Genomic DNA, 12,784 nt, shown 5'->3' with positions numbered 1-12,784 from the left:
GGCGCGCAGGTCAGCTTGCCGGGATGGGTCGTTCCGCTACGAACCGTCCGCGCTCGACGCGAAATGCCCACACCGAAACCGACGAGTCGGCCAACTCGCCTTCGGGTGTCCACTCGATCCGGGTGGTGACGCCTGGCCCCCGGTAGCCGTCGACGAACGCCTCCATCGACGTCCGGTCGCCGTGCCCGGCCTGCACGCCGGCGAGGAACACCTGCGCGGCGTCGTAGGACTCGGCGCTGTTGGTGCCCGGCTCCACCCCGAACATCTGCCGGTAACGCTGCGGGAACGCGGCGGCGGCGCGCTCCGGCGGCAGGCACGGGCAGGTGATCACCGCCCCGTCGGCGGCGTCCGGGCCGGCCGCCCGGAGGAACCCGTCGGCCTTGACCCCGTCCCCGGCGACGAAGCTCGCCCGTACGCCGGCCGCCCACAGTTGCCGCTGCAGGCGGCCGGCCTCGGCGTAGTAGCCGCCGTAGAAGACGACGTCGGCGTCCGCCGAGCGGATCTGGCTCACCACCGCGCCGAAGTCGGTCGACCGGCTGGCGACGGTGGCCCGCTGCACCACCTTCGGACCGAGTCCGGCGACCACCTCGTCGGCCAGGCCGCGGCCGTACGCACTGTCGTCGTCGACGACGAAGACGGCGGTGGAGTCGAGCACCTGGTCGATGTACCAGCCGGCGGCCCGGCCCTGGGCGGCGTCGTTGCCGACGAGCCGGTGGAACGTCGACCAGCCCCGCTCGCTGAGCGCGGTACGGGTCGCCGAGGTGGTGATGGTGGTGACCCCACCCTGGTCGAGGATCGGAAGGGCGGCTTCCGCCTCGCCGGAGAACCCCGGACCGATCACCCCGATGACGCGGGGATCGTCCACGATCTGCTGCGCGAGCGCGGGAGCCTGCTTGGGATCGCCCTGCGAGTCGAAGTCGACCAGCTCCACCGGGCAGTCGGGATGCTCGTCGTGGTACGCGGCGAACGCCAGCTGCGCCCCGGCGCGGATGTTGCCCCCGAGGTCGGCCGAGTCCCCGCTGAGCGGGCCGAGCACCGCGATCCGGCTCCCGCAGGCGCTTGTCGCCACCGACCCGTCGCCGCCGCTGGCGACACAGGCGGTTACCGTGGGCAGCAGGACGAGCGCTGCCACCACGCTCCGCACAGCGCGCACGTCCACCTCCTGCGACTGGTCGGACCTACTTATCCTGCGGCGAGGAGCGTGAGGTTTTGATGAGACGGGTCATGCTGGCGGCGCTGCTCGCCGTCGCCGGCTGTCAGGGTCCGGCCCGAGACGTCGCCGCTGGTGGTCCCGTCGGATCCGACTCCGTCCCCGCCCGGCACCGCGCTCTACGCGGTTTCCTCGCGCAATCTGGACCAGATCGTCATCGACGCCCAAGGGTACGTGCTGTATCGATCCGAGCGGGACTCCGCTGACCCGAGCCGGTCGGTGTGTGACCCGGTCTGTGCCCGGTCCTGGCTGCCGGTGCCCTGCCAGGGGGAGATCCGGGTCGAGGGAATCGACCGACAGTTGGTGGCCTGCTTCGACCGCCTCGACGGTAGTCGCCAGCTCAGCCTCGCCGGGTGGCCGCTGTACGGCTACGCCGGCGATCGGATGCCGGGCGACATCAACGGCCACGGGCTGGCCGACGAGTGGTACGCCATCAGCCCGAGCGGCACGCCCGCCGGCTAGGACCCGCCGCGCCCGGGCCGGCCGACTAGGTTCGTCGGGCGGCCGGAGCCGGACTGTCGGGCAGCCGGAGCCGGGCCTCGGTGCCTCCGCCGTCGGCGTTGCTCAGCCGCAGGTGCCCGCCGTGCAGTTCGGCCACCCAGCTGGCGATGGCGAGGCCCAGTCCGGTGCCGTCCTCGGCGCTGGTGCGGAACCGCTGACCGGGTGCGGCGGCCACCGCCTCGTCGAGCCCGCTGCCACGGTCGCGGACCCGGACCGTCGGCGGGTTCGCGCTGACCCGTAGGCACACCTCGGCCGGCAGGTCGGCGACCCGACCGTGCTGTACGGCGTTCTGGATCAGGTTGCGCAACGCGATCCGGATCAGGGCCGGGTCGCCGACGGCCACCACCGGCTCGGTGATCGGCTCCCCGGTGTGCGGCGGCACGACCGTGTCCGCCAGGACCTCCTCGGCCAACTGGTCGAGCCGGAACGGTTCCCGGCGCAGGTCCCGCAGACCGGCGACGAGCTGCGCCCGGGTGAGCAGGACGGAGACCGAATCGGCCAGCCGGTCGGCCGAGCGGACCACCTGGCGCAGGGCGGCGGGACGCCGTTGCGGTTCCGCCAGGGCGGTGTCGGACACCGCCCGGATCACCGTCAGCGGGGTGCGCAGCTCGTGTGCCGCGTCGGCGACGAACCGCTCCTGCTGGTTGAGTGCTTCGGCGATCGGCTCGGTGCCCCGTCGGGCGAGCAGATAGCCTCCGGCGCAGGCCAGGATGGTGAACGACAGGCCGCCGACCACCAACGCCAGGGCCAGCCGGCGGTTGGCCGCTTCGGCCGGCCCGGAGTCGCCGACCACGACGACCGCGCCAGCGGTCGTACCGGTGACGGCGTGTTCGAACGGTACGGCGAGCAGCGGGGCCGGCGTACCGGCGCCGTCCAGCACCGGACCGGTGAGCTCGGTGCCGCTGGCCCAGACGGCCCGGGCCGGTCCGAGCAGACCGGCCGGTGGGATCACCGGCAGCCGGGCCGGATAGGCGAAGACCAGGGTGACGCCGGCGCGACCCGCCTCGTAGACGTAGACGGCGGTCGGGCCGCTGGCCACCGCGTTGTCGAACAGCTTGTCCAGCCGCAGCGAGGCGGAGTCGTAGTAGAGCAGGGCGGCTGCCGTACTGGCGGTCCGGCGCAGCTCGGCCGCCACCACCTCGTCGCGTTGCCGTTCGTCGACGAGCAGCGCGACCGCGCCCATTCCGGCGAGCCCGACCACGTTGATCGCCATGACCAGGGCGGCGAGCCGGATCCGCAGGCCGCGCAACCGGTCGGCGGTCTGCAGCTGCTGGCCGGCCTGGGGACGTTGCCCGCGTCGCTCGCCGAGCGCCCGCCAGGCGGGCAGGCGGGCGGCCAGCGACGCGCGCCGTCGCGCCCACCGGGCGGTCGTCCGCTGGTACGCCGTACGCCGCCGGTCCGGGTCGCCGCTGCTGTCGCCGCTCACGGCGGGACCGCGGCGATCTTGTAACCGACTCCCCGTACGGTGTGAATGAGCTGCGGCTCGCCGAGTTTGCGGCGGAGCTGGGCGACCACCGCGTCGACGACGTTCGAGGTCGGGTCGGCGTACTCGTCCCAGCAGTGCTCGAACAGGTCACTGCGGCTGACCACGGCCGGCCGGCGGACCAGGAGCATCTCCAGTACGGCGAACTCCTTGCGGGTCAGGGTGAGCAGGATCCCGGCCCGGCGTACCTCGCGCCGGGCGGCGTCGACCTCCAGGTCGGCGACGCGCTGCAGCGGCGGGGTGGTCGCTCCCCGTCGCCGGCACAGCGCCCGCACCCGCAGCACCAGTTCGGCCGTGACGAACGGCTTCACGACGTAGTCGTCGACGCCGGCCTGGAATCCGGCGATCCGGTCCCCGGCGCTGTCCAGCGCGGTGAGCACCAGGGCGGGTACGGTGAGCCCGGCCCGGCGACGATGTCCGAGCTGGTGCAGCGAGTCCCCTTCCGGCAGGATCCGGTCGAGCACGAGGCAGTCGTAGTCGTTGATGCTCATGCTCAGGTCGGCCTGACTCCAGTCGGCTGCCTGATCCACGGCGAATCCGCCGGTACGCAGCGCGGTGACGACGGCGCTGCGTACCTCGGGGTCGTCCTCGACCACCAGCACCCGCATGCGGGCGAGGCTAGCAAGCCGTCGTCACCACGGCATGTCTCCCGGCGATCAGCCGGCGATCGCGCACGTGCCGCCGTTGAGCCGGAAGCCGGTCGGTGCGGGGCTGCCACCGTTGGCGAAGCCGAGGAAGCCGAGCTGCGTACTGCCGCCGGCGCTGATCCGGCTGTTCCAACTGGTGTTGCGGACGGTGACGTCCGGGCCGACCAGGTCGACGGGTTCTGCTCCCCAGAGCTGGCCGATCCGCTCGTCACCCGAGTGGGTCCAGCTCAGCGTCCAGCCGTCGATCGTGGTCGGGCCGAGGTTGCGGATCGTCAGCTGGGCCTGGAACGCCCCGGGCCACTGGTTGGTCACCTGGTAGTTGACCGCGCAGCTGGCGGTGTTCGGGGTGGTGACGACGGTCAGCGGGGTGGACACGGCCGAGGCGTTGCCGGCGTCGTCGTGGGCCCGTACGGCGAAGGTGTAGCTGGTGCCGGGCTGCAGACCGCCGACCCGGGCGGTGGGACCGGTCGGTGGATGCTGCGGGGCGGTCGCCACCGGGGTGGTGGTCCCGTCCGGATGGATGCGCAGCACTTCGTACCAGGCGACGTAGACGTTGTCGGTGGACCGGGTCCAGAGCAGGGTCACCGAGTCGGTGCCGATCGTGGTGGCCGTCAGTCCGGTGGGGGTGCTGGGCGGCTGGGCGTCGCCGGGCGGCATGGTGAGCCGCAGGCTGGGGTTGGAGGTCGACCGGTTGCCGGCCGCGTCGTAGGCGTACGCCCAGAACTGGTAGGTGACCGAGGGGTACAGCCCGTCGATGGTGATCTCGTTGGTCGGAGTTCGCTTGATGAGGATGTAGTCGGACTGGAGTTGGGCGACTTCGTACCCGGCCACTCCGACGTCGTCGGTGGACGCCGCCCAGGTGAGGGTGACGTCGGTCTCGCTGATGTCGACGACGGTGATCGGCCCGGGGGTCGTCGGTGGCGTGGTGTCCGCCGTGGTCGTGGCTGCTGCCGCCGGTACCGCCGGCAGCAGCAGGATCGCGGTCACACCGACCGCCAGGGCCGTCAGGGAGGCCGAGCGGAACGGTCGCCGCCGGCTGGCGGGTACGCCGGGTTCCTGCGGAGGTGCGGTACGACGGCTGGGGTGGGACGAGTGGAGTTCCGGCATTGGCCCTCGATTCCGTTGTCGGGCGCGGCAGGACGGCAGGGCACCCATTCATTCATGATTGACGATGCATGAGCTCGGGCATCTATGATATAGATCACTAGCGATTCGTGGCTCGAGACGCGCCGGGCGATGCCACACCGGCCCTGAGCCCGTCTCGCCCGCGCCGCGCGGCCGCCCGCCGCGAGCGCCCGAACGTCGCCGGCCCACCATCTGCGGCGCCACCCCGACACCGGTCGCCACCCGACGGAACCGACCGCGAGCTGCGGGAACGATCTTCACCACCAGCACCTCGCCCCGTCCGACGAGGGCCACGGTGATCGATCTCGTCCGGGACCTATACACAATCAAGCCCGCCGATACATCGGCGGGCTGGGTGAGGCTGTCGGTCGAACCGGCGTCGCGGTCCTGACTTGTCGGCGATTCCACGTCGTAACAATCGGGGACTAGCGTGGGGACGGGGAGGGCAACCCCCGTCCCCACCATCAGTTACTCACACGCACGAGTGGAATGGCGTCCAGGTCGTGCGTGACGCGCGGGAGCCGGGCCACGCGAGTGGCTCTGGTTCCACCTCCTCTCGACAGGTGGTGCGTGGCTGGCGGCGGAGTCCGGGCTGGCCCGCCGCCAGCCGTACGGCTGAGCGGTCGGCGCGGATGAGGCAAGGCCTCGTCGCGCCATACGTAGTTCACCGTTCGGGGTGCACATCCATCAATGGAAGCGCTCCCATGGGAGGACTGTAGCCTGAGTCACGAGTTTGCGAAAGTCCAAAGCCTGATCAGCTCACGAAATGAAGGCGTGACGAGACGGTTACGACCTGGATCAGAGGCGGACGATCACCGGAAACCCTTCCGACATCGACCGTTGGCCCGCCGGACCAGGCCGGGACGCCCGCAGGACGGACGAGTCAGCGACCGAACTTCTCGACCTGGGCGGTCGCACCGGCGACGATCAGCAACGCGTCCGGCGGGATCACCGTCTCCGGGCCGGCGTAGCGGAAGTCCGCGTCCCGCTCCTTGATTCCGACCACGGTGATGCCGTACTGCTGGCGCAGCCGTGACCGGGCCAGCGTCTGGCCGGCCGCCTGCGGCGGGGCACAGACCTTGGCGATCGCGAACCCGTCGTCGAACTCGATGAAGTCGATCATCTTGCTGGCCAGCAGGTGCGCCACCCGGTCGCCCATGGCCGCCTCGGGGAAAATCACGTGATCCGCGCCGACGGACGCCAGGATGCGCCCGTGCTTGGCGGTGATCGCCTTCGCCCAGATCTCCGCCACACCGACCTCGGTCAGCGCCACCACGGTGAGGATGCTCGCCTCGATGTCCGAACCGATGCCGACAACAGCCCGGCGGTATCCACCCACGCCCAGTTGCCGCAGCACCGCCTCGTCGGTGGCGTCGGCTTCGACCGCCCGGGGCAGCCGGTCCGCCCAGTGCTGCACCCGCTTGGGATGGTCGTCGATGCCGAGGACCTCGTGACCGAGCCGCCGCAGCGAACCGGCGACCTGTCCGCCGAACCGGCCGAGACCGATGACCACGACCGGATCATCGGTCGGTGCCTCAGGATCGGAGGAACCCGGTGCCCCGGGGTCGGAGGAACTCTGTTCCGGCACGCCACGCCCCCACCCTGCCGTCGATGGACCGGACTGATAAACAAAACGCCTTTATGAGACCTTATCCCTTCAAAGCGTGATCGTGGAGTGGGATGGCATCACCCATCCGGCAACCCCCGGTGCACCCTCGAATGCAGACAGTGGACGTTACCGAAAGCGTTGTCCGTTAACGTGATTTTGCTGCTCAGTGACGCCCATCGAGGTGTCGAAGCCGCTCACCGATCCGGTAAGCTTGCCGGCGGTCTCCGCCCGGTGGCGCCCCCCGGTGCCGGCGGTGACCGCCGCCCAATCACCCTCCGGGGTGAGCCGGGGAACCAGGTTCCACTGGGGTGAATCCGCGATCACGCGGTAGGGATCGTTCCGTCCCGAACCCGTCAGCTAACTCGGTCGGCGGCCAAGGAAAGGAACAGGATGACCGCACCCCTCCGCCGGCGGTTCACGCTGGCCTCGGCGCTCGTCGCCGTCACCGCCCTGCTCGCCGGCGGCCTCGTCGCCCCGTCTTCCGCCGCCGCCGCGCCGTCCACGCCGGAGGGCGAAGGCGCGCCCCCGCTGCTGAGTGAAGTGCTGGACTCCACCGGTCGCGGATTCGTCGAAGCCAAGGCTGCCGTCGAGGAGTCCCGCAAGCGACAGCTGCAGCTCAGCCTCGAACTGGAGAAGGTCGAGGACCGCCTGGCGGCGCTAACTCCGCAAATCGGGCAGGTCGCCTCCAACTCCTACCGGCTGGGTCGGATCACCCCGGTCATGGTGCTACTCAACAGCGCCAGCCCGGACGATCTGCTGGACCGGGCCGAAGGCCTGGACATGATCGCCATGCACGACAACAAGCGGGTACGGGAACTCAACGAGGCTCGGGAGCAGGCCGAGCGGGCCAAGGCCGCGATCGACGCCGAGGTGGCCCGCGAGGAGCAGCAACTCGAAGTGATGGCCCGGCAGAAGCGGGAGGCCGAGAAGGCGCTGCAGCTGGTCGGAGCGGTGGCCACCAACGGTTTCGTCTCGGCGACCTCACCGGTGGCCGCCCAGGCGCCACGCAACTCGGACGGCTCCTGGCCCTCGCAGTCGTGCAGCCTGGACGACCCCACCACGAACGGTTGCATCACCCCACGCACGATGCACGCGCTCAACGAAGCCAAGAAGGCCGGGTTCACCCGCTTCGTCTCCTGCTTCCGGCCAGGTGGCCCGTTCGAACACCCGAAGGGCCGGGCCTGCGACTTCTCGATGCAGTCCAGTGGCTTCGGCGGAGACGCGACCGGCGACGCCCGGCTCTACGGCAACAACCTGACCGCGTTCCTGGTCCGCAACGCCGACAAGCTCGGCATCCTCTACGTCATCTGGTACCGCCAGTTCTGGTCCCCGACCACCGGCTGGAGTTCCTACAGCGGCGCCGGGGGCGACCCGAGCAGCGACCACACCAACCACGTACATCTGTCTCTGCTGTGACGGGTGCCGCGCCGGCCGGTCTGGACGACCCGACCGGCGCGGCACCTCGAACAGGCGTGGACGGCGGCACCTCGAACAGGCGTGGAGGGTAGGACGGTGCCGCCAGCCGGTCAGTCCGTGCGGGCCGAACGACGCACCGGGGACCGGCCCGCCGGCTGCTGCGGCGGCGGCCCGGACGGACCAGCGGTCGGGATCGTCTTGGTCACCGGCTTGTCGGCGGCGACGGTGATCGGCTCGCCGTGGTGGGTCAGGTCGATGCTGGCGTTCGGGTCGCCGTCGCGCAACGAGTACGTGACCTCGTCGCGCTGGACGGACACCCGCAACCGCATCCCCCGCCACATCATGGCGAACTCCAGCCGGTTGATCCGTTGCGGCAACCGGGGTGCGAAGGAGAGTTCACCGGTGTGGTCCCGCATCCCGCCGAACCCGGCCACCAAGGCGATCCACGCCCCGGCGAGCGCCGCGACGTGGATGCCGTCCCGGGTGTTGCGGTTGATGTCGTGCAGGTCCATCAACGCCGCCTCGCCCATGTAGTCGTGGGCGAGTTCGAGATGTCCCGTCTCGGCGGCGATCACCGACTGGGTGCACGCCGACAGCGACGAGTCACGAACCGTACGGCGCTCGTAGTAGGCGAAGTTGCGGACCTTCTCCTCGTCGGTGAAGGCGTCCCCCCGCCAGTGCATCGCCAACGCCAGGTCGGCCTGCTTGACCACCTGCTTGCGGTAGAGATCGAAGTACGGATAGTGCAGCAGCAGCGGATAGTGGTCCTGCGGGGTGCCCTGGAAATCCCACTCCTGATGCCGGGTGAACCCGGCCGACTGCGGATGCACCCCGAGTTCGTCGTCGTACGGAATGTGCATCGACAGCGCCGCGTCCCGCCAGGCGGCAGTCTCCTCGTCGTCGACGCCGAGCACCCAGGCCCGGTCGGCGTACCGCAGTGCGCAGTCGGCCGCCGACAGCAGGTTCCGCTGCGCCATCAGATTGGTGTAGATGTTGTCGTCCACGACCGCGGTGTACTCGTCCGGCCCGGTCACCCCGTCGATGTGGAACCGCCCGTGCCGGTCGTGGTGCCCGAGCGAACGCCACAGCCGGGCCGTCTCGACCAGCAGTTCGAGACCGATCTCGCGTTCGAACTCGGCGTCTCCGGTTGCCTGCACGTAGCGCCGGACCGCGTCGGCGATGTCCGCCGCGACGTGGAAGGCGGCGGTGCCGGCCGGCCAGTACGCCGAACACTCCTGCCCCCGGATGGTGCGCCACGGGAAGGCCGCCCCGTTGAGCCCGAGCATCCGGGCCCGTTCCCGCGCCTGGTCCAGGGTCGAGTGCCGCCAGCGCAGCACCGAGGCGACCGCCGCCGGCTGGGTGTAGGTCAGCACCGGCAGCACGAACATCTCGGTGTCCCAGAACGCGTGCCCGTCGTACCCGGGACCGGTCAGACCCTTGGCCGCGATCGGCCGCTGCTCGGCGCGGGCCCCGGCCTGCAGCACGTGGAACAGGCCGAAGCGGACCGCCTGCTGGATCTCCGGGTCCCCGTCGACCCGTACGTCGGAGTGGTCCCAGAAGTCGTCGAGGTACTTGCGTTGCTCGGCGCAGAGCCCGTCCCAGCCGGAGATCCGGGCGCCGGCCAACGCCGCCCCGACCTGGTCGCGCAGCGCCGGCAACGAGCGCTGACTGGACCAGCCGTACGTCAGCAGCTTGACCACCCGCAGCCGCTGCCCGGGCTGAAGCACGCAGGAGACCGTGGTACGGACCCAGTCGTCGAAACCCTCGGTGGAGACCTTGGTGTCGTCCGGGCCGTCGATCTCGTGCCCCATCGCCACCGCCATCCGCAGGCCGCTGGCCTTGGTCCGGTGGATCAGCAGTCCCCCGTCGGGCTGCACCAGCCGCTCCTCGGCCTGCAACGGCTGGTCCAGCACGGCCGCCACCCGGGGATCCTTGCTCTGTGCCGGCAACTCCTCGTTGGCGACCAGTTCGGACTGGACGATGATCCGCAGCGGCTCGTCCACCGCCTCGACCTCGTAGCAGACCGCCGCGACGGCCCGCTGGGTGAACGACACCAGGCGGGTGCTGCGTACCCGGGTGCTCTTCCCGGACGGGGAGCGCCACTCCAACCGCCGGTCGAGCAGCCCGGCCCGCAGGTCGAGCACCCGCTCGTGGGAGATCAGGTCGCCGTACCGCACGTCGAACGGCTCGTCGTCGACCAGCAACCGGACCGGCTTGCCGTTGGTGACGTTGACCAGGGTCTGCCCGGATTCCGGAAAGCCGTAGCCGGCTTCGGCGTACGGCAGCGGTCGCAGCTCGTAGAACGAATTCAGGTAGGTCCCGGGCAGGCCGTGCGGCTCGCCCTCGTCGAGGTTGCCGCGCAACCCGATGTGTCCGTTCGCCAGCGCGAACACCGACTCCGACTGGGCCAGGATGTCGAAGTCCAGCCGAGTCTCCCGTACGTGCCACGGCTCGACGGGATAGGCCCGCTCGCGGATCACCGCGCGGCTCCGACCAACAAGTCCCCCAGATCACCCACCACGATGTCCGCGCCGGCGGCCAGCAGCTCGTCGCCGATGCCGACCCGGTCCACCCCGATCACACAACCGAACTCCCCGGCCCGCGCCGCCGCGACGCCGGCCAGCGCGTCCTCGAAGACCGCCGCGTTGGCCGGCTCGACGCCCAACTGCTGGGCGGCGGCCAGGAACGTGTCCGGCTCCGGCTTGCCGCGCAGGCCCTTCTCGCGCGCGATCACCCCGTCTACCCGCACCTCGACCAACTCCTCAATCCCCGCCGCGACGAGTACGTCCCGGCAGTTGGCGCTGGCCGAGACGACGGCCCGCTGCAGACCGACCCAGCGGGCGGCGTGCAGATAGGCCAGCGATCCGTCGTAGACCTGCACGCCGTCCTGGGCGATGCGTCGCAGCAGGATCTCGTTTTTCCGGGTGCCGATGCCGTTGACGGTGTCGGCCTCCGGGGGGTCGTCCGCCGACCCCTCGGCTAGCACAACGCCCCGTGAGGCGAGGAAGGAACGCACCCCGTCGGCACGTGGGCGACCATCCACGTACAGGCTGTAGTCGGCGGCGGGATCGAACGGCAGGAAGGGCTCGCCGGTGGCGACGGCGCGGCCCCGGAGGAAGTTGTTGAAGGTCTCCTCCCACGCCGCGTTGTGGACCTTCGCGGTCTGGGTCAGCACCCCATCAAGATCGAATAGGCAGGCGGTCAGATGAGCGGGTAGACCGAGCACGCTGCCAATCTAACCTGATCTCCTGCGGCCGGGCTCGGTTTCTGCCCGCGCGCCGACGCCGGAGTGTCCGATCTGCCCCGTTGAGCGCCAGTCTACGCCGATACCGGGCAACGCCAGCCAGGCAGGTCGACCCGCGACGGTCCCCGGTCAGCGCCAGCCCACGTCGATCCGGTCACCCCGTTCGTCGAAGAAGTGCAGGGCGTCCATCCGGACCGCCACCGACAGCGGGTGGCCCGGCGTGACCGCCGGGTACGGCGCCAGCCGTACGGCCAGCTCGGCGGGGCGACGGTGGTGCCGCCCGGGGTCGCTGAGTACGCTCTCCCGGCTGCCCCGCCGGCCGGCGGTCGCCTGGGCCTCACCGGCCTCACGGGCCTCGGCGGTCCGTCCGGTGAGCCGCTGCATCACGTTGCCGAGGCGACGCAGCCGACTGGTGCCGTTGACCGGCTCGGGTGGCGTCCCGCCCAGGTCGTCGACCATGATCGCGGTCGCCCCGATGTCGAGGTAGGCCAGCGACTCGTGGCCGTGGTGTTCCAGGAACCGGATCCGGCCCTGCAGCACGTCTCCCCCGGCGTCCGGGGCGACCGGGGTGAGCGCCTCGGCGCGCATGCCGACCACGATCCGCTCGCCGTGGTAGTGCGAGACCGCTCGGGCCCGGATGTCGCTCCACGGCAGGTAGAGCGCCTGGTCCCCGAGGTTGAGCGCGACATACCGGTCGAGGTGTACGTAGACCGAGGCTTCGAGCAGGTTCATCCGCGGGCTGCCCAGGAACGCCGCGACGTAGAGGGTGGCCGGTCGGCCGTACACCTCGGTCGGGGTGCCGACGTCCTGCAACACGCCCTTGCGCATGATCGCCACCCGGTCGGCCATGGTCAGCGCCTCGGCCTGATCGTGGGTGACGTACACGGTGCTGACGCCGAGTTCGCGGACCAGCCCGGAGATCTCCGCTCGCAGCTCGGCCCGCAACCCGCTGTCCAGGTTGGACAAGGGTTCGTCCATGAGGAACAGGCCGGGACGTCGGACGATCGCCCGGCCCATCGCGACCCGCTGCCGCTGACCACCGGAGAGCTGGCTCGGCCGACGGGCCAGTACGTCACCGATGCCGAGAGCGCTGGCCACGTCGGTGACCCGTTCGGAGCGTGACTCGGTATCGACGCCGGCCAACCGCAGCGGGAAGGCGATATTGTCGCCGACCGTCATGTGCGGATAAAGCGCGAAATCCTGGAAGACCATCGCCACCCGGCGATCCCGAGGCGGGATGTCGTTGGCCAGCTCACCGTCAAGCAGCACCGCACCGCTCGAGGGATCCTCAAGCCCGGCGATCATCCGCAAAACGGTCGACTTGCCGCAGCCGGACGGGCCGAGCAGCACCATGAACTCGCCGTCGTTGACGTCGAGATTGACGTTGTCGACGGCGATCGTCCCGTCCGGAAAGACCTTGGTCACGTCCTTGAGCGCGACGGTGGTCACCGTCACCTCCCCGCAGCATCGATTGCCGACCCCCGAATGACTGTGACGAGCGCCATGGCTCTAGCACATCGGGTAAACGTGCCATGTTCACGTTGTGACA

10 protein-coding genes and 1 riboswitch are annotated in these 12,784 nt (G+C 70.6%); of the genes, 2 read left to right on the top strand and 8 right to left on the bottom strand.

Translation table 11 applies throughout. From position 1 onward, the window contains the following. Window positions 1-10: 10 nt before the first annotated feature. Complete coding sequence (locus O7632_RS05415; protein WP_278111922.1) at window positions 11-1,153, bottom strand: branched-chain amino acid ABC transporter substrate-binding protein; 1,143 nt, start codon at window positions 1,151-1,153, stop codon at window positions 11-13. 132 nt (window positions 1,154-1,285) lie between these two features. On the opposite strand from O7632_RS05415, the gene O7632_RS05410 reads away from it, so the two are divergent. Continuing rightward, window positions 1,286-1,672, top strand: coding sequence for a hypothetical protein (locus tag O7632_RS05410; protein ID WP_278111921.1), 387 nt, complete (start codon window positions 1,286-1,288; stop codon window positions 1,670-1,672). Window positions 1,673-1,697: 25 nt separating this feature from the next. On the opposite strand, the gene O7632_RS05405 is transcribed toward O7632_RS05410, so the two are convergent. The 4 genes from O7632_RS05405 to O7632_RS05390 form a co-directional block, all read right to left on the bottom strand. Next, window positions 1,698-3,137 (bottom strand): HAMP domain-containing sensor histidine kinase, encoded by a 1,440-nt coding sequence (locus O7632_RS05405; RefSeq protein ID WP_278111919.1) that lies wholly within the window; start codon window positions 3,135-3,137, stop codon window positions 1,698-1,700. After that, on the bottom strand, window positions 3,134-3,802 hold the full coding sequence (locus O7632_RS05400) for a response regulator transcription factor (RefSeq protein WP_278111917.1): 669 nt from the start codon (window positions 3,800-3,802) through the stop codon (window positions 3,134-3,136). The genes O7632_RS05405 and O7632_RS05400 overlap by 4 nt, the downstream gene beginning before the upstream one ends. Before the next feature lie 48 nt (window positions 3,803-3,850). Continuing rightward, the gene (locus tag O7632_RS05395) at window positions 3,851-4,948 is read right to left on the bottom strand and encodes a cellulose binding domain-containing protein (RefSeq protein ID WP_278111915.1); all 1,098 of its coding nucleotides are present in this window, start codon (window positions 4,946-4,948) and stop codon (window positions 3,851-3,853) included. 901 nt (window positions 4,949-5,849) lie between these two features. Further along, window positions 5,850-6,473: a TrkA family potassium uptake protein gene (locus tag O7632_RS05390; protein ID WP_278119849.1), complete on the bottom strand. Its 624-nt coding sequence runs from the start codon at window positions 6,471-6,473 to the stop codon at window positions 5,850-5,852. A gap of 353 nt (window positions 6,474-6,826) precedes the next feature. Continuing rightward, window positions 6,827-6,963, top strand: a riboswitch (cyclic di-AMP (ydaO/yuaA leader). Window positions 6,964-6,965: 2 nt separating this feature from the next. On the opposite strand from O7632_RS05390, the gene O7632_RS05385 reads away from it, so the two are divergent. Beyond that, on the top strand, window positions 6,966-7,991 hold the full coding sequence (locus O7632_RS05385) for a hypothetical protein (RefSeq protein WP_278111913.1): 1,026 nt from the start codon (window positions 6,966-6,968) through the stop codon (window positions 7,989-7,991). 110 nt (window positions 7,992-8,101) lie between these two features. Here the strand turns inward: O7632_RS05385 and O7632_RS05380 are convergent, their stop codons facing one another. The 3 genes from O7632_RS05380 to O7632_RS05370 form a co-directional block, all read right to left on the bottom strand. Continuing rightward, window positions 8,102-10,471 (bottom strand): glycoside hydrolase family 65 protein, encoded by a 2,370-nt coding sequence (locus O7632_RS05380; RefSeq protein WP_278111912.1) that lies wholly within the window; start codon window positions 10,469-10,471, stop codon window positions 8,102-8,104. Further along, window positions 10,468-11,217 carry a beta-phosphoglucomutase family hydrolase gene (locus O7632_RS05375; protein ID WP_278111911.1) on the bottom strand — a complete coding sequence of 250 codons (750 nt, stop codon included), beginning with the start codon at window positions 11,215-11,217 and terminating at the stop codon, window positions 10,468-10,470. Before O7632_RS05375 ends, O7632_RS05380 begins: the two co-directional genes overlap by 4 nt. A gap of 147 nt (window positions 11,218-11,364) precedes the next feature. Beyond that, the gene (locus O7632_RS05370; RefSeq protein ID WP_278111910.1) at window positions 11,365-12,684 is read right to left on the bottom strand and encodes an ABC transporter ATP-binding protein; all 1,320 of its coding nucleotides are present in this window, start codon (window positions 12,682-12,684) and stop codon (window positions 11,365-11,367) included. Window positions 12,685-12,784: the final 100 nt, after the last annotated feature.

The organism is Solwaraspora sp. WMMD406, from assembly GCF_029626025.1.
GTDB lineage: Bacteria > Actinomycetota > Actinomycetes > Mycobacteriales > Micromonosporaceae > Micromonospora_E.
This window is presented reverse-complemented; position numbering and strand designations above follow the sequence as displayed.